The sequence below is a fragment of the Streptomyces sp. NBC_01471 genome (genome assembly GCF_041438865.1).
In the GTDB taxonomy this organism is placed as follows: domain Bacteria; phylum Actinomycetota; class Actinomycetes; order Streptomycetales; family Streptomycetaceae; genus Streptomyces.
In genome coordinates this window covers 4,843,190-4,862,306 of sequence record NZ_CP109450.1, presented here as the reverse complement: position 1 = coordinate 4,862,306, position 19,117 = coordinate 4,843,190, and the positions used below count along the sequence as shown (strand labels likewise).

The window sequence follows — 19,117 nt, the reverse complement described above, 5'->3', positions numbered from 1 at the left end:
AGAGGGTCACTCGTCGTCGAGTGCGGCATGCCAAGCAATGCCGTCGAGGATGTCGTGCTCGCTGACGACCACCTCACCGGCGCCCGTCCGCTTCATGATCGAGTGCAGGATCATCGCGCCCGCACCGATGACGTCGACCCGTCCCTGATGCATCACCGGGATCGCGGCTCGCTCGGCGTGGGACGAGATCAGCAGCGTCCCGGCGATCTCGCCGACCTGCGCCGCGGTGATCCGTGAGTGGTGGATCGCGGTCGAGTCGTAGGCGTCGAGTCCCAGCGCGATCGCGGCGACGGTGGTCACCGAGCCGGCGAGACCGACGAGCGTGTGGTTCCCGGACAGCGGGACCGTCTCCGCGGCCTCGTCCAGCGCGGCGTCGATGTCGGCGCGCATGGCCGTGATCTCGCCGAGCGTCGGCGGGTCGTGGCGGACGTGCCGCTCGGTGAGCCGTACGCAGCCGATGTTCACGGAGCGGGCCGCCCTGACGTTCTCGTCCCCGACGACGAACTCGGTGGAGCCGCCGCCGATGTCCACCACCAGGTACTCACCGCCCTGCCCGGCCAGTTCCTTCGTCGCGCCGGTGTAGGAGAACTCGGCCTCCTGGTCACCGGTGATCACCTCGGGTTCGACGCCGAGGATGTCGCGCACCCCGCTGACGAAGTCGTCGCGGTTCTCGGCGTCGCGGGACGCGGAGGTGGCGACGAAGCGGAGGTGTTCGGCCCCGTGGGCCTTGATGACCTCGGCGTACTCCGTACAGGCCGCGAAGGTCCGCTCCAGCGCCTCGGGGGCGAGCCGGCCCGTCCGGTCGACGTCCTGGCCGAGCCGGACGATGGTCATCCGCCGGTCCAGGTCGACGAGTTCACCGGTGGCGGGGTCGGCGTCCGCGACGAGCAGACGGATGGAGTTCGTGCCGCAGTCAATGGCAGCGACGCGGGTCATATGGGTTCCTCACGGTGTGTGAAAGGGGGTGGGGGTTCCGCCCCGGCCCGGATCTTCAGTCGCCGAGCGGGGCGGAGCCCTCGCCGTCCCGGGCGCGCGGCACGCACGGGCCCTTCGCCCACCACTCGGGCAGCATCGCGAGCGCCTCGTCCCCCAGCGGGTTGACGCCCGGCCCTGCGGCCAGCGAGTGCCCCACCAGGACGTGCAGGCACTTGACCCGGTCGGGCATGCCTCCCGCGCTCGGGAAGCCCTCCAGGACCTCGATCGCATCGCGGCGCGCGAGGTAGTCCTCGTGCGCGGCCCGGTAGGCGGCGGCCAGTTCGGGGTCGGTCCGCAGGCGCTCGGTCATCCCCTTCATGACGCCGTTCGCCTCCAGCGTGCCGATCGCGGAGGCCGCACGCGGGCAGGTCAGGTAGTACGTCGTCGGGAACGGCGTGCCGTCCTCCAGACGCGGGGCCGTCTCGACGACGTCCGGGTTGCCGCACGGGCAGCGGTGCGCGATGGCGCGCAGCCCGCGGGGCGGTCGGCCGAGCTGCTCCTTGAACGCGCTGATGTCCGCGTCGGTGGGCTCGGTGCGGTCGGTCTGCGGAGGGGGCGTTTCCATGCCTGCCTTGGATCTGAGTGCGTGTGAAGTGAGTGCGTGTGAAGTGAGTGACTGTGACGCGGGTGGCGGTGGGGCGGGTGGCGGTGGGGGCGGGTGGCGCTGTCCGGGCTAGGGGGCCTTGGTGCGGTCCGCGCTGTCCACGCCGTCCCACAGGTTCGAGTACCACGGCCGGTCCGCCGCGCCGTTGCCGCCGGAGCGCTGGGTGCGGGCGTCGGGGTCGATCATGGTGTAGCTGGTCTCCCCCGGCCGCACGTAGTGCAGTTGTTCTCGGGCCAGCCGCTCCACGTACGCGTTGTCCTGGAGGCGTGCCTTCTCGTCCCGCAGCTCCTCGACGCGCGCCTTCGCTTCGCTGACCTGGCGCCGCTGGTCGGCGATGTCGCCACGCTGCGAGACGTACTGCCGCATCGGATACGCGAGTGCCACCACCAGGGTGCAGAGCACCATCAGCAGTATCGCCGCCCGGCCGGTGAGCCGGGGCCTGCGCGCCTGGCGCCTGGACTGGGAGCGGTAGACACGGGCCGCGGTCTGCTCACCGAGCACCTTGAGTCTGGTCGCGGTGGAGAACCGGTCCCGGTTCCCTGCCATGCCGCCTCCCCGTTACACACGCACGTCCGTCCCCGGACACGGTACGGGACCGGGTACGGGGACGGCTGCGCGTGGCTGCGCCTTTGCTGCTGATTCAGCTGATTCAGCTCTTTATTCAGTTCTTCGGCCGTGTCGGCCGCTTTCGGCCGTTTCGTTCGCTCTTCGGCCGTTTCGCCTGTTCTTCGGCTGTGTCAGCTGGCGCGGAAGCGCGGGAACGCCGAACGGCCCGCGTACACCGCGGCGTCGTCGAGGATCTCCTCGATGCGCAGCAGCTGGTTGTACTTGGCGACGCGGTCCGAGCGGGCCGGGGCGCCGGTCTTGATCTGGCCGCAGTTCACGGCGACCGCGAGGTCCGCGATGGTGACGTCCTCGGTCTCGCCGGAGCGGTGCGACATCATGCACTTGAAGCCGTTGCGCTGAGCGAGCTCGACGGCGTCCAGGGTCTCGGTCAGCGAACCGATCTGGTTGACCTTGACGAGCAGGGCGTTGGCGGAGCCCTCCTCGATGCCGCGGGCCAGACGCTCCGGGTTGGTGACGAAGAGGTCGTCGCCGACGATCTGGACCTTGGCGCCCAGCTTCTCGGTGATGACCTGCCAGCCGGCCCAGTCGTCCTCGTACAGCGGGTCCTCGATGGAGACGAGCGGGTACGAGGCGACGAGGTCCTCGTAGTACTCGGTCATCTCGGCGGCCGAGCGGGACGCGCCCTCGAACTCGTACTTGCCGTCCTTGTAGAACTCCGAGGCGGCGACGTCGAGCGCGAGCGCGATGTCCTTGCCCGGCGCGTAACCGGCCTCCTTGATGGCCTCAAGGATCAGGTCGAGGGCGGCGCGGTTCGACTCCAGGTTCGGCGCGAAGCCGCCCTCGTCGCCGAGGCCGGTCGACAGACCCTTGGTCTTCAGGACCTTCTTGAGGGTGTGGTAGACCTCGGCGCCCCAGCGCAGCGCCTCCGAGAAGGACTCCGCACCGATCGGCGCGATCATGAACTCCTGGATGTCGACGTTGGAGTCGGCGTGCGACCCGCCGTTCAGGATGTTCATCATCGGAACGGGCAGCAGGTGCGCGTTCGGGCCGCCCAGGTAGCGGAAGAGCGGGAGGTCGGACGCCTCGGAGGCGGCGTGTGCCACGGCGAGCGAGACGCCGAGGATGGCGTTGGCGCCGAGCGAGCCCTTGTTCTCGGTCGCGTCCAGGTCGAACATCGCCTGGTCGATCAGGCGCTGCTCGGTGGCGTCGTAGCCGACGAGCTCCGGGCCGATCTGCTCGATGACGGCGAGGACCGCCTTCTCGACGCCCTTGCCGTGGTAGCGGTTGGGGTCACCGTCGCGGAGCTCGATGGCCTCGAACGCACCGGTGGAGGCGCCGGACGGAACGGCGGCACGGCCCGTGCTGCCGTCGTCGAGGCCGACCTCGACCTCGACCGTGGGGTTGCCTCGGGAGTCCAGGATTTCCCGGGCTACGACGACGTCGATGGACGGCACTAGCATCTCCTTCTGGGATGTGACGCTATGGGCGCAGGGTCTCTTGGCCTTGCGCCAAGAGCCTAACCGGCTCGGGGGCATCAGCCGGCAGGGCGCCCGGACCCTGGGACGAAAAAGGGCCCAAAAGATCGTATGACGGAATGAAAGACAGCAAAACTACTAGACGGTAACCAGATCACTGCCCCCGTCGCCCCGGCCGGACCGGCTCCCGAACGGGGACGCGGCTCCCGGCGGAGAGACCCCCGGCCCGGCGCGTACGGGGGAGTCGCGCCGGGCCGGGGGTGCTGAGGGAGAGCTGATATCAGCTCAGGTGGAGCTGCTGACCGGGGAAGATCAGGTCGGCGTCCTTCACGATGCCCTTGTTCAGGTCGAAGACCTTCTTCCAGCCACCCTTGACGTGCTCGGCCTTGGCGATCGTGGCCAGGGTGTCGCCGGACTTGACCTTGTACTCGCCGTCGCCCTTCTGGATCGTGGTGGGCGCGGCGTGCCGGGGAGCGGCGTGCTTCGGAGCGGCCGGCGCACTGGTGCGGGCCTCGCTGCGCGAAGCGGCCTGCTGGTCGCTGTGGCTGCTCTGCTGGCCGGCGCTCGACGAGGAGGAGCCGGTGGAGACGTCCGGGCTGGGGCCACCGCTGGTCAGGTTGCCGGCACCGGCACAGGACCAGGCGCCCGGACCCTGCATGGCGAGAAGCTTCTCGGCGGTGGCGATCTGCTGGCCCTTGGTGGCGAGGTCGGCGCGCGGGGCGTACTGCGTACCGCCGGCGGCGGCCCAGCTGGAGTTGTTGAACTGGAGGCCACCGTAGTAACCGTTGCCGGTGTTGGTGGACCAGTTGCCACCGGACTCGCACTGCGCGACGGCGTCCCAGGTGGAGACCGAGGCGGCGGAGGCGGAGGTGGCACCGATCAGCGGCACGGCCACGGCCGCACCAGCGACACCGGCGAGCGTGGCGACACGGACGGCCTTCGAGGGGCGGCGGTGCTTGGACTTGCTGGAAAACAGCATGAAGAATCTCCTCACCGACGCCTACGAGGTGAGCTGTCGGGTTCGGGCCAATGAGTTGCCCGGCTGCGCGGCCTAGCGCGCAGCTTCACCCCAAGCCGGTCCCGGTTCGTGCCGTTCTCCGAAACTCAGAACGGACGGCCGGCCCCGGCGCTTACCTGGGTCCCCCGCTCCTGCCTGCGGCGCTTCTTAGCGTCAACTGCTTCCCTTCGACCGATGGCAGGATTCGGCGTGGCGATCGAAGAGGCCCGCGGTGCGAGCGGTCTGACCGTAATCACAGGACCCCCCGATATTCAAAGATGAACATCGGCGGGTAAATCCCTGGTTTACGACCACGCCTGACCCGTTTTCGCAGGTGAGGGACGGCGTACGCCGGGCGGACAGTCTGGACATTCAGCCGCTCCGACGAGAGCCATGTCTCACTCGAACAGAAGCGGACATACGGTCTCGAACTACCCCTGTTTCTGGTCGAGATCAAGGCTCTGGCCAGGAACGATGAAGTCCGGATCGCCTCCGACGGTCCGATGGTTCGCCGCATAGAGCGCGGGCCATCCGCCGGGCAGATCGTGCGCCTCCGCGATGGCCCAGAGGTTGTCACCCGCGCGGACCGTGTAGCTGCCGTCCGTACGGGCGTCATTGCGGGACGCCGCGCCGCCGCGCGAGGCGTGCCGACCGGTCTCGTCGCGGCTCGTACCGGTGCCGTCGGCAGCCTTGCCGCCCCGGTGTCTGCCGGGCCCGTCACTCCCCGGGGAGGACGGCGAGCCGGAAGGGGAGTCCGCGGATGCCGCCGGGTCCGAGGGTCTGGATGACGCGGAGTCGGACGGCCCGGGCGTGTCGGATGACCGGGAGCCCGAAGTGCCCGAATCGCCGGAAGAGTCCGAAGTATCCGATGAGGGGTCAGATGTCGGAGATGAGTGCGCTGACGGCGTGGACGATCCGGCGGGGGAACCCGAGGGGGAACCGGAAGGGCCCGGACTCGTCCGCCCCGACGGCGCCTGCCCGGACGGCGCCCCCTCGGAGGGCACCCCCTTCCCGCCGTCCGCATCCGCGTCCGTGTCCGCGTCCGCCGGGTCCTTGGCGGAGCCGGTCGGCTTCGCGGAACCGGGGCTCGCGGTGTCCGGGGAGCCCGGATCCACGGACGCCGTGGCCGCGTCGCCCTTCGTCAGTCCGGCGATGGCCGCACAACTGGCCCAGGGGGTCGCACCCTCGGCCACGTACGCCTTCTGGGCCACGGCTATCTGCTGCGAGCGGCTGGCCAGGTCGGGGCGGGCCGCATACTCCCCGCCGCCGTACTTGTCCCAGGTGGCCTGCGAGAACTGGAGGCCGCCGTAGTGCCCGTTGCCCAGGTCGGCGCTCCAGATGCCGCCGCTCTCACACAGCGCCACCCGGTCCCAGGTCGTGGCGTCGGCCGCGTGGGCGCCGGTCGACGCCAGCAGCGGAAGGGCGATGGCCGAGCCCGTAACTCCTGCCGCTACGACAAGAGCTGGAGCCTGACGGGGGCGGCGGTGCCGACCGTTCCCGGTGCGCATGCGGTGGCCTTCCGTGTGACGGATGAGTCGAGGGGTGAACGTAGCCGCACTCGAACACCAGTCACAAGTCGATGCAGCGGAGATCACATGAAAGTCACATTCTTGACTGGCCGTCAGTCATGCACCGGTCAGGCCGTCAGTTCGGTGGTGCGCTGGACCGGGTACCGAACTCCACCGGAAGCGTGCGCAATCCCCGCATGATGAGCCCGCCGCGCCAGCGCAGATCGCCAGGTTCCGCCGCAAGCCGCAGCTCCGGCAGGCGGCGCAGCAGTGTGGCGAGGGCGGTCTGCGCCTCCAGCCGGGCGAGGGGCGCGCCGAGGCAGTAGTGAATGCCGTGCCCGTACCCGAGATGCTGGTTGTCGGTGCGTGAGAGGTCGAGCGTGCCGGGCTCGGTGAAGCGCGCGGGATCGCGGTCGGCGGCGGCCAGCACGACGAGTACGGGATCGCCCTCCGCGATGGACTCCCCGCCCAGGGTCAGCGCCTCGGTGGCGAACCGCCAGGTCGCCAGCTCCACCGGCCCGTCGTACCGCAGAAGTTCCTCGACCCCGGTGGCGAGGAGGCCGGTCTCCCCCGCGGCCAGTGAGGCCTCCAGGCGTTCGCGCTGGTCCGGGTTGCGGAGCAGCGCGTACATCCCGTTGCCGATGAGGTTGACCGTCGTCTCGAACCCGGCGAAGAGGAGGATGAACGCCATCGCCGCGGCTTCGTTCTCGGTCAGGTGCTCGCCGTCGTCGCTGGCCCTGATGAGCCCGGAGATGAGGTCGTCGCCGGGGGTCTCCCGCTTGCGGTGGATGAGTTCGGCGAGGTAGTTCCGCATCTTCTTGACCGACCGTGCGACCCCGCCGCGCGGCCCGCCGCCGTGACGGATCATCATGCCCGCCCAGTCGCGGAAGTCGTCCTGGTCCTCGCGCGGGACGCCGAGCAGGTCGCAGATGGCATAGATGGGGAGCGGAAAGGCGAAGTCGTGGATGAGGTCGGCCTGCCCGTTCGCCACGAAGGCGTCGATCAGCTGGTCCGTCAGCTCCTGCACGCGCGGTGCGAAGAGCGCGACGGTGCGCGGGGTGAACGCCTTGGAGACCAGACGCCGCAGCCGGGTGTGGTCCGGCGGGTCGATGTTCAGCAGATGCGTCATCAGCTCCGCCTTGCGCTCACCCGGAATGCCGGTCTTGCCCTTGGCGTGCGGGGACTCCGCGTGGTGCGCGGGGTTCTTCGACAGCCGGGGCTCCGCGAGCGCCGTCCGCGCATCCGCGTACCGCGTCACCAGCCAGGCCTCCACCCCGCTGGGGAGCGCGGTCCTGTGGACGGGCGCGTTCTCGCGGAGCCAGGCGTACGCGGGGTACGGGTCGGTCGCGAACTCCCAGGTGAAAAGGGCGGGGGCCGGGCCTGCGGTGCTGTTGTCGGTCACTCCTCGACGGTAGCCGCACCGGCTGTCGCGCTCTCCGCGGCCCGGATCGCGTCCCGGTAGGCCCGCGCCGCGGCGCGCAGCGCGGACTCCGGGTCGGTGCCGGCCTCCTCCGCGCTCGCGGCCAGGGCGAGCAGCCGGTAGCCGACGCCCTCCCCCGCCGGGAGCGGTACGTCGAGTTCCGAGCCCCGCACCCGGGAGGCCAGCTTCGCGGCGAGCGCGAGGGCCGGCTGGCCGACCGGGACGCCGTCCGTCACCGACGCGCGCTGCTTCTCGATCGCCTTGGTGCGGTTCCAGTGGGCGTGGACGTCCTCGGCGGTCTCCGCCGTCTCGTCCCCGAACACGTGCGGGTGGCGGTGGATCAGCTTCTCGACCAGGCCGCCCGCGACGTCGTCGATGGAGAACGGCTCGTCCCCTTCCTCCCCGGTGCCCTCCTGCGCGATCCGCGCGTGGAAGACGACCTGGAGCAGTACGTCCCCCAGCTCCTCGCGCAGTTCGTCGCGGTCGCCGTCCTCGATCGCCTCGACGAGTTCGTACGCCTCCTCGATCAGGTACTTGGCGAGCCCCTGGTGGGTCTGCTGGGAGGTCCACGGGCATGCGCGCCGCACCCGGTCCATCACCTGCACCAGGTCGAGCAGGCGGGCGCCCGGCAGATCGTACGAACCGGGCAGCAGCTCCAGGTCCGGCATCCGCACCCGGCCGCTGCCCGCGAGCCGTGCCAGTCCGTCGGTCAGCCGGCGGTCGCCCTCGCCCGAGGGGAGGACGACGACCGTGCGGCCGCCCGTGCACGCCTCGATCAGCTGGTGCGCGTCGGGCTCCGCGTGCTCGACCGTCACGCCCGCCTCGCGCAGATAGGGCAGCTGCGGGTGGTCACCGTCCGCGGAGAGCACCCGGTCCGCCGTGTGCAGCAGCTGCCAGGCCGGCCAGGACAGCAGCCCCGGCGCGACCCGGTGGCTGGTGGTGAGCAGCACGACCCGGCCGGGGGCGTCGAGGGCCTCGGGAACGGCGGCGGGCGCGGGGGCGGCGGCGTGAGGGGTGTTTTCAGCGGTCACCCGTCGAAAATACCCCGCCGCCGAAAGCGCCCCGCCCGATTGCCGGTCGGTCTAGGCTCCGGTCCCGGCGGCCGGCGCGGCCTGCTCCTTGGTGACCTGGGTGATCCACGGCGCCTTGTACGCACCGAGCTGGCTCTTCTTCGCGTCCCAGACCCCGTAGCGCGGATTGACGTCCACGCCCAGCGCCCTGGACGTCTTCATCATCGCCTGGAGCACGGCGCTCTGGCCCTGCGGAGTGCCGAGCGAGGCGCCCAGCTTCTCGGCCAGCTTCGTGGCGGTGACCTGCTCCTGGAGCGCCTGGTCGATCTGGCCGGGGGCGATGCCGTTCTGCTGGAGGTAGACCTGCTGGAGCCGCTGCTCGCTGCCCGCCTGCCGGACCAGCTGGGCGCGCGCGTCCTGGATGTCCTTGCGGGTGACCTTCGCCCCGGCGTCCGCCGCTGCCTTCGCCAGCACCCGGTCGAAGATCATGTTGCCGAGCTTCATCCCGCTGAGGTTGTTGCTGCTCCTGATCAGGTCGGCGGCCTGCGGGGACTTGTTCTGCGCCGCGCGTACGTCGTTCACCTGCGTCTGGAGGGCGGCGACCGTGATCCGGTCCTTGCCCACGACGGCCGCGGCGCCCGGATGGGGCTGGCTGCCGCAGGCGGCGAGAAGCGGGGCTGCGGCGACGAGCGCGGCGGATACGGAGAGCGCAGTGCGACGGCGGCGGTGCAAAGGAGCCTCCTGGCGGCGAGTTTGTGCTTCGGTGCACAAGGCCTTGCGTTGATCGATGTTAGGCACTTGGCGTGGCGGGGGCCACTGGTTCGACCAACGATTCGGGGGCTTCCCGGTTGTCGGGGCGCAGCATGATCGTCCGTGAGATGACGAAAGTGAGCGGAATGGCTGCCGCCGCCGCGGCCAGTGGCGCCCAGTGGGCGCTGAAGCGGGCCACGTCCACCAGCAGGTACACCCCGCCGGTGGTGATCACGAAGTTGGCCGCGTTGGTCAGCGGGAAGAGGAGGAACTTCCGCCAGGTCGGCCGGATCCGGTAGGTGAACCGGGCGTTCATGAAGAAGGAGCCGACCATACTGAGGCAGAAGGCGAGGGTGTGCGCGGCGAGATACGGGAGCCGCGTGAGCAGAAGCAGGTAACAGCCGTAGTACGTGGCGGTGTTCACCACGCCGACGAGAGCGAAGCGGACCAGCTGGCCCAGCTTCGCCGTTGGGGCCAACCGTGCGGTGTTCATCTGCGAGCGCGCTCCTGAAAGCGGGAGGGGTGGGCGGCGGGGACACGGGCCGACGGCCCCGCCGCTCGGATCCTGTCCGGATCCTGTCCGGGTCCTGTCCGGTCCTCGGTGAAGTTCCGGCGACGGCTGAGTGAACTCACCATATTCCAGGCCAATTCCGCTGATTCACTGCCATATTCGGGGCATGAAACCCCGCCGTCCGGCCGTGACGACCCGTCTCCGTGCCACCGTACTGGCCGCGCTGCTCACCGTACTGGCCGTGTGCACCGGGGACGCCGCCGCCCGCATCTACCCCTACGGGCCGCGGCACCGCAGCATCAGCGACCTGGGCAACCAGTACATCCCCTTCCACGCCCACCTCCAGGACCTGCTGCACGGCAGGGCGCACGGCGGGCTGCTGCTCAACTGGCAGTCGGGGTACGGCACATCCTTCCTGCCGGATCTGGGGACGTATCTGAGCAGCCCCTTCGCGCTGCTGGTGGCGGCCTTCCCGAAGGACCGGATCGACCTCGCGGTGTATCTGGTCACGCTGCTCAAGATGGCGGCGGCCGCGGCGGCGATGGCCTCGCTGCTCCTCGCGCTGCGGCCCGGCCGCTGGTGGGCCGCCGGGCTGCTCGGCGCCTCGTACGCGCTCTGCGGCTGGTCGGTCCTGGAGGCGTCCTACAACCTGATGTGGCTGGACGGGCTGATCGCCTTCCCGCTGCTGTGCCTGGTCGGCGAGTGGGTGCGGGGCGGACGCAGGCCACTGCTCGGGCCGGTGGTGGTCGCACTCGCCTGGACCGCGAACTTCTACACGGCGTACATGGCGACCATCGGGGCGGCGCTGGTGCTCCTCGTCCGGCTGCTGACGACCGGAGGGCCGACGAGGGCGGGCCACCGGATCCGGGTGCTGCTCCGGGCGGCCGCAACCGTCCTGCTCGGCGTCGGTCTCGCCGCGCCCCTCCTCTTCACGGTCTTTCTCGGCACCCGGCACGCGTACCCCGGCTGGTCCCGGAACTTCGCACCCGCCCCCTGGACGGATGTGTTCGCCCGGACGCTCCCCGCCACGTACAGCTTCTCCACGCCCGCGCTCTTCCTCGGCACGGGCACCCTGCTGCTCGCCTGCGCGCTGGCCTTCCACCGGGCGGTGCCGCGCCGCGAACGGTTCGGCTGGGCGGGGCTCGTGGTGCTGGTCGCGCTGTCGATCCAGTGGAAGCCCACGCATCTGTTCTGGCATGTGTTCGCGACGCCGAACGGCAGCCCGTACCGGCAGACGTTCGTCCTGAGCGGCCTGCTGGTGATCGCGGCCTGGACGGCGCTCTCGTACGGGGTGCCGGGCGGCCGGGCACTGGCCGGCGGGGCGGGGGTGCTCGCGGCGGGGGCGGTCTGCGCCGCCTTCTCGCGGACGGTGACCGTATATACGTATCCGCTCTTCGGTCTCGGCCTGGCCGCGGTGGCGGGCGGACTGGTGCTGCTGGGGAGAGCGGGGCGGACACCGGCGGAGAGCGGGGAGCGGGCCGGGGGTGTCCGGGGGGCGGAGCGCACCGGGCCTGCGGACAGTGCCCGGTCGCCGGCCCGGGTGCGGGTGCGCCGCTGGCAGCCGGTTGCCGCCGCGCTGCTGCTGGTGGGGGCGCAGGCGGGCCAGGCGGCCGCGACGACGGCGTACGCGGACCGGGTCAAGATCCACCGGCTCGACGACTACGCGCCGTGGGGCCGCCACCTGGACGAGGAGGCGGCAGCGGTCGCCGGAGCCGACGCGTGGCCGCGCTACCGCACCGATCCGGGGCGTGGGCAGACCACCGGGAACGACCCGTTGCTGGTCGGCGGGGAGGGCGGCTCGTACTACAGCAGCATGACGCCGGACCCGTACACCCGGACGATGGCCGCGCTCGGGGACGGCTGGACCTCGCGCGGCCGGAGCATGCAGTCGCTGGACAACCCGGTGACGGACGCGATCTTCTCGGTGGGCGCACGGGTCCGGTCGGCGCCGGACGGAAAGGGCGCCGTGACGGTGACGCGGACGGCCGCTCCCCCGCTGGTGACCGTACGGCCGCCCGGCCCGGTGCCGCACTTCGGGCGCTCCCCGTTCCGGAACCAGGAACTGCTGCTGGGCGCGCACGTATATACGTACGCGGACACGTGCCCGGCCGGCACCGACGTCTTCTACTCGGCACCGGACTTCACGGGCGTCGCCCGGCTGGGCGGCGGCGCGCCGGTGGAGCTGCGCGGCGGACAGCGGGGCCGGCGCGCGGCGATGCAGCCGATGGGCAGGGCACCGGGCGGCGCGGCGGTCACCCCGCACCCGCACGGCAGGACGGGCTGCCTGTCCCGCACGGGACTGGCCACGGCGGTGGCCCACCTGACGAGGACGGGCGCGCGGTCGGTCCAGGTCACGGACGACGCGGTACGGGCCCAACTCCCGCCGGGCTCCAGGGGAACGGCGGTGTTCGCGATGCCCCGCATCTCCGGCTGGCAGTGCCGCGCAGGCCGGGGCGCCGACCGGCCGGCCCGCTCGTATCTGGGCCTGGTGGCGGTGCCGCTGACCGGCAGCACGACAAGCGTGAGCTGCACCTTCCGCCCACCGGGCCTCCGGCTCGGGTCGGCGGTGGGCGGCCTGGCCCTCGCGGTGCTGGTGGGGGCGGCGATCGTACGGAGGGTGCGGCGCGGGGCAGACGGGCGGCGTGGCCCGGCCTCGCACCGCCCGTTCACGGAGCCGACGGGTGGATCTCACCGCGTCGACACCGGGGCCCACCAGGCTCTCCGGTAACCGGCGCGGCCCGCCGAACCCACAGCGCGGCGTGTCCAGCGCCCGGCGCACACGTACTGGCGGGTTCAGCGATCTCCGAACGGATCCCTCATGACCAGCAGCACACCCGGCGCGACACCTTCCGGCGGCGCGCCCGCGAACAGCCTCTCCCCGGCCGGCACCGAGCAGCTTCCGGCCCCCGCCGCGCTGGACGACGTGAAGGGGTGGTTCTTCGCGGCGGACCAGTTGCTCTTCGACTGGCTCCTGACCCGGCAGAAGGGCCTCGCCGAGTCCGGCGATCTGCTGGAAGTGGGCACGTACCTGGGGAAGAGCGCGATCTTCACCGGCTCCTATCTCCGCCCCGGTGAGCGCTTCACCGTCTGCGATCTGTTCGACGCGCCCGCCGACGACTCCGCGAACGGCGCCGAGATGGCCAAGTCGTACTCCACGCTCACCCGGCGGGCGTTCGAGGCGAACTACCTGTCCTTCCACGACGCGCTGCCGACGGTCCTGCAGGGCCTGTCATCGATGGTCTCCGGCCAGGTGGCCGAGGGCAGTTGCCGCTTCGTCCACGTCGACGCCTCACATCTGTACGCACACGTCCACGCGGACATCGCGACGGCCCGTGCGGCACTGAAGCCGTACGGCGTCGTCGTCCTGGACGACTTCCGCGCCGAACACTGCCCCGGCGTCGCCGCAGCTGCCTGGCAGGCGGTGACCAGCGGGGGCCTGCATGTCATCTGCATCACCGGCACCAAGCTGTACGGGACCTGGGGCGACCCCACCGCCCTGCGCACCGAACTGGCGGCCTGGCTCGCGACCCGTACGGACCTGTGGCACGGCGAGGAGTCCGTCGCGGGCGAACCGCTCATCCGCATCAGCGGCAAGAAGGCCCGGCTTCCGCGACAACCCGTGTCCCGCCACCCCGCACCACCTCGGACCGCGGCCTCCCGCACACCCGGCCCGGCCGGGACACCCGGCGGCCACCCGGCGCTGCGCCGGTTCACGGAGAACGTCCTGCCGCCCTTCCTCACGAAGGCGGCGACATCCGCGAGGCGGCGCGGGTAGGGCCGCGGTCGGGGCGAGCCCGCCCGGTCCCCGACTACCCCGCGAGGGACGGAACGTACTTGTAGCCCACACCGACGACCGTCGCGATGGCCTTTCGGTACTGCGGGCCGAGACGCCGGCGCAGACGGGCGACATGGACGTCCACCGTGCGCTCGCTGCCGGATGTGTCCGGCCAGAGCGCCGCGATGAGCTGATGGCGCGCGTGGACGTACATCGGACGGGAAATGAAATAGGCAAGCAGGTCGAACTCCAGCTTGGGCAGTTCGAGTTGACGCCCCGCGACGTGCACCGTGCGGGCATCGTGGTCGACCTGGACGGGGTCCTGAAGGTGTTCGGTCGGCGCGGCCGTTTCGGCTCTTTCGGCCACGCGACCGGGAATGGCCTCCGGCTCCGGAGAGGGCGCAAACACGAGATGAACCTCGGAGGATGTCTGGCGCACCGAGACGGGGACATACCCCTGAGCCGCGAGCATCCATCGCCCGCGGGAAATCGGTTCGACGGTCACCGCCGGGTCAGTTGGAGGCCGACCCGACACCGTGTGCCATCCAGTCCTATCGGGACCGTGTGCTGTGAAAGTGCCTGTGGACATTGGCTACTCATTCCCATCGGGGCGTGCAGAGCAGACGTTCACGTAAGACGCCGCGTCGATAGCGGCGCGGCAAACACTACACGTGAGGCCGCGAGTTCGGAAAGTAACCTCCGCATGGTGGAGGTTGCGACCCCGGGAGCGCGAATACGTGATCAGGGAAGGGGCGGCTCTCCCGCACTCCCCGCCTGTCACCAGCGCCGTAGCCCCACTTGCACCGTCTCCACCGGCAGTTCTCATGTCTCACGCAGGTAATTCTTGGTGCAGACCAGCGATTCGTGAGTGTGCGGACCTGTTCACGGATGATCCGATAGCGAAGGGCGGGATTCTGGATCTCTTGGGGGATCAGAAATCACCCGCAGTTGATCTGCCATTCCCGCGCGGACCGCGCGTCTTCGCGCCTTGGCGTCTTCGCGGTCTTCGCGGTCTTCGCGGTCTTCGCGATCGGCCGAATACCGACGTTCTTCAACCCGCCCGCTTCCGGGATTCGTTACCGATCCCGTCCGCCGAATAGCCGGTCCCCTGCGTCTCGTTCACCGCCCGCTCCAGCAGCTGCGGCGAGCTCGGCGCGGAACCGGCCGCGGGTGCGCACCAGGATCCGGCCGAGCCTGTTTTTGCCGGTCCCGGTCCTGCCCCGGCCCCAGTAGTGATCGGTGCCGGTGTCCTCGACGATCTCCTCGTCCCCCGTGGACAGCAGAGTGGCGCGAATGTCGTCGTGTGCGGCGAACTTGGCCGCCACCGCGCGGCGCATCACCTCGTCCTTGACCCGCTCCCAGTCCCGCCGCAGCGGCTTGGACCGATCCCGGCCCAGCTCGGCGGCGCGCAGCGGTGTGCGGGCGCGGCGGATGAGATCGGCATGGCGGGTTCCGGCGAACTTCTGTGCCTGGAAGTAGTGCTCCGAGGTCGGCCACCAGTGCCCGTCGAGGTCCAGGCCGTGGTCGGAGAAGTTCGAGAAGCATCCGTAGGGGACGTCGTCGGAACCGTAGAAGTGGATCGCCATACAAACCTCGCGAAAGTGACCGAAACCAGCACCATGCCAGGCGCCCGGCCGGCCGCGCAACGCGTTTGCCCGCACCCCCTGCGCCCCGGCCATGGGCGTCCCTCAGCCGGGATCCTCGCTGAGCAGCGCGTAGGCCGTCGCGACGAAGGTGTCCCGGAGGCGGATACGGCGGGTGGCGACGGCCACCACCGCCGTGTGCGTGGCCGGGCGGAAGCCGAGGAAGGCCTGCTGGCCGGTGGTGGCGCCCGCGTGGAAGTACAACGGGCCCTGGGGCGAGGGGTGCTGGAACCAGGTGAGGGTGTGGGTGTGGCGGTGGCCCAGCCCCCGTCGCAGCACGGGGCTGAGGACCGATTGCAGGGCGGTCTCCAGCGGACTGCCGGACGGGTCCAGGTGCGCTTCCAGATAGGTGAGGAGATCGCCGGGGGTCGCGCGCACGGCGCCCGCGGGCTGGAAGCCGCCCATGACCAGACCCGGTACGGGAGTGATTCCGTTCGGGCGGTGCCCCGGGGCGTCGGATCCGGGCCCGTCGGTGCCCGGCCCCTCGGTGCCGGGGCCGATGGTGCCCGTTGCCGTGACGCCGGCTCCCGTGCCCTCCGGATGCAGCCGGGTGCCGGTCAGGCCGAGCGGGGACAGCACGTGGTGGGTGATCAGTTCCTCCCACGGGGTGGCCGTGGCGGCGGCGAGCGTGTGGCCCAGGACCGAGGCGCCGAAGTTGGAGTAGTGCCAGCGGGAGCCGGGGCGGTGGCGCGGCCGGGCACGGAGGAAGGCGGCCACGACGCGTTCGGCCGGGTAGCCCCCGTACGGGCAGGTCGACCAGTGCCGGAGTGCCTGCGGGTAGAAGTCGGCCGGCAGCGCGGGCAGCCCGGCGGTGTGCGTGATCAGGTGGCGCAGGGTCGCCGGGTTCCTCCGTGCGGCCTCCGGCGCCCGGCCGGGTGCCAGGTAACGGGCCGCCACCTCGTCGTAGGAGAGGCGGCCGGTACGGACGAGTTCCGCGAGGAGGAGGCCGGTGAACGTCTTCGACGCCGAGCCGATCTCGTACCGCTGCCGGTCGCGCGGGACGGCCGGCGGCGGCGCGCTTCCCCCGCAGTGGACCGTGCGCCGGCCCCGGTCGCTGACCGCGATGACGATGCCGGGGGCGTCGACGGCCTGCGCGGCGGCGGCCAGGCGGCTCGCCGGTCCTGTCCGGGCCCGGGTCCGGATGCGCGTCCCCCCCGCCGTCCCCGGCCCGGAGCCGGCACCCGCACCCGGCTCGGCCCCCGTCATGAGGAGGCCGGTGCGGTCAGGTCGGCCATGGCGCGGGAGACGGCCAGCGCGGAGGCGAAGGCGGCCACCAGGGTCGGGTGGTAGACGAGATCGAAGACGTACTCCGCGTCGCCCTCGGGCATCGGCCCCAGGACCGGCATCGCGCCGTCGGGCTGCTGGGCGGCGGCGAAGCCGCGCCAGGCCGCCGGATCCAGTGTCGGCTCCGGCAGGCAGGCGTCCACGACGAGCAGCTCGCCGAGCAGGTCCCACCGTCCGAGGTCCAGCCAGTCGTCCAGCCAGACCGGCAGCCAGGTGGCCAGGTAGTCGGCGACGGCGGGGGGCAGACCGGACGGGTTCTCACCCCAGTCGGTCAGGTGGAAGACCGTGTGCGTGATGTCGTAGCCGACGTGGCCCTCCACGGTCCACGGCTCCGGGCGCTGGGCGAGCCAGGTGCGCGCGGTGGCCTCGTCCTCGGGCACGGCGGGCGGGAGTCCGAAACGGCGCTCCATGGCGGAGAGCCCGAGCCGGCGGACCGGCAGCACCTCCAGGGCCTGCCGGCTGACGAGCCGGTGGTTGAGCCGGGCCGCGGCCTCGACCTGGGGATTGCTGTAGCCGAGCTCCTTGAACGGCACGTAGACCTCGAAGGGCACCGGCGACAGCGGTTCATGGGTCTGGCCCTCGGCGAGCCTGGCCCCGGACGCCAGCAGTTCGTGCCAGGCGTGGTCCAGCAGCTTGTGCGCGGTCGCGGCCTGCTGCGAGCCCGCGACGCCCTCGCGGAAGATGACCTTCCCGATGAGGGCCAGCTCGCCGAGCGGCTTGAAGCGGTCCAGCATCCCGGTCTCGGGGCCGGGGTCGTCCTCAAGCCGGAAGCCGTCCCGGTGGGTGTACAGCCACTCCAGGGCGCGCGACCCGACGTCGTGGATCTGCCGGATGCCCGCGCCGGTACCGGCAGCGGCAGTGCCGTTCTCCGTCTGCGGGTTGTCGTTCATACGGAGCCTCCTGCGCCGGAGTCCATTCCCGCCGTGCCGTTCCGGGCCAGGGTCAGGGCGGCCGCGAAGGCCGTCACCAGCGTCGAGTGGTAGCAGTTCAGGAACTCACGCGGGGCCTCACGGGCCCCGGTGGACTCGTCGGAGCCGCCGCCGTCCTGCGGCCCTCCCCCGCCCCGTACGAGGGGCGGGCCCGTCTCCGGGACGGCGCCCGTGCTGTCCTGTACGGCGGCGAGCACCGGCCAGCAGGTCTCCACCAGCGCCACCGGCGGCGGGTCGGGGAGACAGGCGGCGACGGCGAGCAGCTCGCCGCCCAGGTCCCACTGCCCGTTCTCGAAGCAGCCGTCGATCCACGCCGGGAGCCAGGTGCCGAGATACCCGGCGACGTCGTGCGGCATGCGGTGCGGGGCGGTACCCCAGTCGGTGACGTGGAACACCACATGCGTCAGGGCGTACCCGGAAGCGCGTTCGAAGGTCCACGGCTCGGGCAGCCCGCCGAGCCAGGTGCGGCGCAGGACCGGCTCCGCCTCCGAGTGCGGGGGGACGCCGATCCGCCGCTCGGAGTTGAGCAGCCCCAGCTCGCGGTTGGCGTGCTGCTCGGTGAGCGCCCAGCCGCGGGTGCCGGCGACGACGGAGGCGAGGCGTTCGAAGCCCTCGTGGCGCAGGCCCTCTCCGGCGAAGGCCGCGTAGATCTCGAAGGGGTACGTGGCGAACGGCTCGTTGCGGGCCAGGTCGAGGAGCAGTTCCCCCTCGCGGACCTGCTCCCAGGCGAACCGTACGAGCGCGGCAGCGGCCGCGTGGTGCGGGTCGCCGGGGCGGGTGCGGCGGCGGACCGTGGTGCACAGCTGCGCCAGCTCGCCGAGGGGCTTCATCGTGCGGTTGACGTCCGTGTGGGGCTCCAGGACGTCGTCGGGCAGCACGAACCCGGAGCGGTTGTCCCGCACCCAGTCCAGCGCGGCGCCCGCGACCCCGTGCACAAGTCCGGTGCCGGGAGGATGCGTTCGTGCTTCGGGGGCGGCCGTCACCGCGCCGCTCCGGACCTGATCAGTCCGGCCGCGCGCAGATGGAGGGCCACCCGGGGGTCCTGACCGCCCATGAGCTGGATGAAGTCCAGACCGGCTGCCAGGCCCAGGGTGTCGGGCACCCCGTCGAGCGTGGCCAGCCAGCGGCCGGCGCCGGCCGCCTGGAGCCAGTCGCGGCGCCGTACGGCTCGGACGAATCCGCGGGCCACGTCGACCGGCCGGTGGCTCGCGACCCGGTTGACCGCCGAGGCGGAAGCGGGCCGGGCGAGCGGCGCGAGCAGGGAGAGCTGGTGGGTGAACGCCTGCCAGGGCGCCTGGTCGAGCCACACGGCGTCGGGTTCCGCCACCGTGGCGCCGGGCCGGGGCGCACCGAGCGCCGACTCCATCGCCCAGTGGCTCCAGGCGGTCGCCGCCGGGGCGCCCGCACGCGGCGGGAAGTCGATGACGGCACGCTGCAGCACCGCCACGTCACCGGGGTGCGGATCACGTCCGTACAGCAGGCTCGGCAGCAGCAGATCGGCCCCGATCACCCTGACCGCGGCGATCCCCGCTCTGTCGTCCTCGCCGATTCCGGCGGCACCGCAGACCGTGGAGAGGTGGTCTTCGCTCTGCAGAGCGAAGACCACCTCGGACGCCAGGTCACGCACAGCTCCCGCGATGCGGGAGGACGCACTTGACTGGTCCATGTG

Annotated in this window: 18 protein-coding genes and 1 riboswitch; of the genes, 2 read left to right on the top strand and 16 right to left on the bottom strand. The window is 71.6% G+C overall.

Annotation, left to right across the window (positions count from 1 at the left end; translation table 11 throughout):
- Positions 1–6: 6 nt before the first annotated feature.
- The 10 genes from OG285_RS21760 to OG285_RS21715 all read right to left on the bottom strand — a co-directional run bounded on the left by OG285_RS21760 (position 7) and on the right by OG285_RS21715 (position 9,799).
- Positions 7–936: a Ppx/GppA phosphatase family protein gene (locus OG285_RS21760; RefSeq protein WP_356834806.1), complete on the bottom strand. Its 930-nt coding sequence runs from the start codon at positions 934–936 to the stop codon at positions 7–9.
- 55 nt (positions 937–991) lie between these two features.
- Positions 992–1,540 (bottom strand): DUF501 domain-containing protein, encoded by a 549-nt coding sequence (locus OG285_RS21755; RefSeq protein ID WP_371791957.1) that lies wholly within the window; start codon positions 1,538–1,540, stop codon positions 992–994.
- Between the two features lie 108 nt (positions 1,541–1,648).
- The gene (locus tag OG285_RS21750; RefSeq protein WP_356834810.1) at positions 1,649–2,125 is read right to left on the bottom strand and encodes a septum formation initiator family protein; all 477 of its coding nucleotides are present in this window, start codon (positions 2,123–2,125) and stop codon (positions 1,649–1,651) included.
- Positions 2,126–2,316: 191 nt separating this feature from the next.
- Positions 2,317–3,606: a phosphopyruvate hydratase gene (gene eno / locus OG285_RS21745; RefSeq protein WP_356834812.1), complete on the bottom strand. Its 1,290-nt coding sequence runs from the start codon at positions 3,604–3,606 to the stop codon at positions 2,317–2,319.
- 295 nt (positions 3,607–3,901) lie between these two features.
- Positions 3,902–4,600 carry a transglycosylase family protein gene (locus OG285_RS21740; RefSeq protein ID WP_356834814.1) on the bottom strand — a complete coding sequence of 233 codons (699 nt, stop codon included), beginning with the start codon at positions 4,598–4,600 and terminating at the stop codon, positions 3,902–3,904.
- Between the two features lie 3 nt (positions 4,601–4,603).
- Positions 4,604–4,792, bottom strand: a riboswitch (cyclic di-AMP (ydaO/yuaA leader).
- A 257-nt stretch (positions 4,793–5,049) separates the two neighbouring features.
- Entirely contained in the window at positions 5,050–6,126 is a 1,077-nt protein-coding gene (locus OG285_RS21735; RefSeq protein WP_371791956.1) for a transglycosylase family protein, read from the bottom strand.
- Between the two features lie 136 nt (positions 6,127–6,262).
- A complete protein-coding gene (locus tag OG285_RS21730; protein WP_371791955.1) occupies positions 6,263–7,528 on the bottom strand; it encodes a cytochrome P450 in 1,266 nt (421 codons plus the stop codon).
- The gene (locus OG285_RS21725) at positions 7,525–8,577 is read right to left on the bottom strand and encodes a nucleoside triphosphate pyrophosphohydrolase (RefSeq protein ID WP_356834820.1); all 1,053 of its coding nucleotides are present in this window, start codon (positions 8,575–8,577) and stop codon (positions 7,525–7,527) included. Before OG285_RS21725 ends, OG285_RS21730 begins: the two co-directional genes overlap by 4 nt.
- 51 nt (positions 8,578–8,628) lie before the next feature.
- Positions 8,629–9,288, bottom strand: coding sequence for a SurA N-terminal domain-containing protein (locus OG285_RS21720; RefSeq protein ID WP_356834822.1), 660 nt, complete (start codon positions 9,286–9,288; stop codon positions 8,629–8,631).
- Between the two features lie 58 nt (positions 9,289–9,346).
- A complete protein-coding gene (locus OG285_RS21715) occupies positions 9,347–9,799 on the bottom strand; it encodes a GtrA family protein (RefSeq protein ID WP_356834824.1) in 453 nt (150 codons plus the stop codon).
- Between the two features lie 184 nt (positions 9,800–9,983).
- Here OG285_RS21715 and OG285_RS21710 point away from each other — a divergent pair, with 184 nt between their 5' ends.
- Complete coding sequence (locus OG285_RS21710; protein WP_371791954.1) at positions 9,984–12,545, top strand: YfhO family protein; 2,562 nt, start codon at positions 9,984–9,986, stop codon at positions 12,543–12,545.
- 90 nt (positions 12,546–12,635) lie between these two features.
- Entirely contained in the window at positions 12,636–13,592 is a 957-nt protein-coding gene (locus OG285_RS21705) for a class I SAM-dependent methyltransferase (protein WP_356834828.1), read from the top strand.
- A 34-nt stretch (positions 13,593–13,626) separates the two neighbouring features.
- Here OG285_RS21705 and OG285_RS21700 read toward each other — a convergent pair whose 3' ends face one another.
- The 6 genes from OG285_RS21700 to OG285_RS21675 form a co-directional block, all read right to left on the bottom strand.
- On the bottom strand, positions 13,627–14,097 hold the full coding sequence (locus tag OG285_RS21700; protein ID WP_356834830.1) for a response regulator transcription factor: 471 nt from the start codon (positions 14,095–14,097) through the stop codon (positions 13,627–13,629).
- A 571-nt stretch (positions 14,098–14,668) separates the two neighbouring features.
- Positions 14,669–15,178 carry an NADAR family protein gene (locus OG285_RS21695; RefSeq protein ID WP_371791953.1) on the bottom strand — a complete coding sequence of 170 codons (510 nt, stop codon included), beginning with the start codon at positions 15,176–15,178 and terminating at the stop codon, positions 14,669–14,671.
- A 102-nt stretch (positions 15,179–15,280) separates the two neighbouring features.
- Positions 15,281–16,441 (bottom strand): serine hydrolase domain-containing protein, encoded by a 1,161-nt coding sequence (locus tag OG285_RS21690; protein ID WP_356834835.1) that lies wholly within the window; start codon positions 16,439–16,441, stop codon positions 15,281–15,283.
- Entirely contained in the window at positions 16,438–17,409 is a 972-nt protein-coding gene (locus OG285_RS21685) for a hypothetical protein (protein ID WP_356834837.1), read from the bottom strand. Before OG285_RS21685 ends, OG285_RS21690 begins: the two co-directional genes overlap by 4 nt.
- Positions 17,406–18,431 (bottom strand): hypothetical protein, encoded by a 1,026-nt coding sequence (locus OG285_RS21680; RefSeq protein WP_371791952.1) that lies wholly within the window; start codon positions 18,429–18,431, stop codon positions 17,406–17,408. Before OG285_RS21680 ends, OG285_RS21685 begins: the two co-directional genes overlap by 4 nt.
- Positions 18,428–19,114, bottom strand: a complete 687-nt coding sequence (locus tag OG285_RS21675) for a hypothetical protein (protein ID WP_371791951.1) — start codon at positions 19,112–19,114, stop codon at positions 18,428–18,430. Before OG285_RS21675 ends, OG285_RS21680 begins: the two co-directional genes overlap by 4 nt.
- Positions 19,115–19,117: the final 3 nt, after the last annotated feature.

What these genes read in the sequence shown, in the direction of transcription:
- OG285_RS21705 (WP_356834828.1), top strand. Translation starts at nt 12,636, where the DNA reads ATGACCAGCAGCACACCCGGCGCGACACCTTCCGGCGGCGCGCCCGCG.
- OG285_RS21710 (WP_371791954.1), top strand. Translation starts at nt 9,984, where the DNA reads ATGAAACCCCGCCGTCCGGCCGTGACGACCCGTCTCCGTGCCACCGTA.
- eno (WP_356834812.1), bottom strand. Translation starts at nt 3,606, where the DNA reads ATGCTAGTGCCGTCCATCGACGTCGTCGTAGCCCGGGAAATCCTGGAC.
- OG285_RS21760 (WP_356834806.1), bottom strand. Translation starts at nt 936, where the DNA reads ATGACCCGCGTCGCTGCCATTGACTGCGGCACGAACTCCATCCGTCTG.
- OG285_RS21675 (WP_371791951.1), bottom strand. Translation starts at nt 19,114, where the DNA reads ATGGACCAGTCAAGTGCGTCCTCCCGCATCGCGGGAGCTGTGCGTGAC.
- OG285_RS21715 (WP_356834824.1), bottom strand. Translation starts at nt 9,799, where the DNA reads ATGAACACCGCACGGTTGGCCCCAACGGCGAAGCTGGGCCAGCTGGTC.
- OG285_RS21755 (WP_371791957.1), bottom strand. Translation starts at nt 1,540, where the DNA reads ATGGAAACGCCCCCTCCGCAGACCGACCGCACCGAGCCCACCGACGCG.
- OG285_RS21750 (WP_356834810.1), bottom strand. Translation starts at nt 2,125, where the DNA reads ATGGCAGGGAACCGGGACCGGTTCTCCACCGCGACCAGACTCAAGGTG.
- OG285_RS21690 (WP_356834835.1), bottom strand. Translation starts at nt 16,441, where the DNA reads ATGACGGGGGCCGAGCCGGGTGCGGGTGCCGGCTCCGGGCCGGGGACG.
- OG285_RS21685 (WP_356834837.1), bottom strand. Translation starts at nt 17,409, where the DNA reads ATGAACGACAACCCGCAGACGGAGAACGGCACTGCCGCTGCCGGTACC.
- OG285_RS21735 (WP_371791956.1), bottom strand. Translation starts at nt 6,126, where the DNA reads ATGCGCACCGGGAACGGTCGGCACCGCCGCCCCCGTCAGGCTCCAGCT.
- OG285_RS21740 (WP_356834814.1), bottom strand. Translation starts at nt 4,600, where the DNA reads ATGCTGTTTTCCAGCAAGTCCAAGCACCGCCGCCCCTCGAAGGCCGTC.
- OG285_RS21695 (WP_371791953.1), bottom strand. Translation starts at nt 15,178, where the DNA reads ATGGCGATCCACTTCTACGGTTCCGACGACGTCCCCTACGGATGCTTC.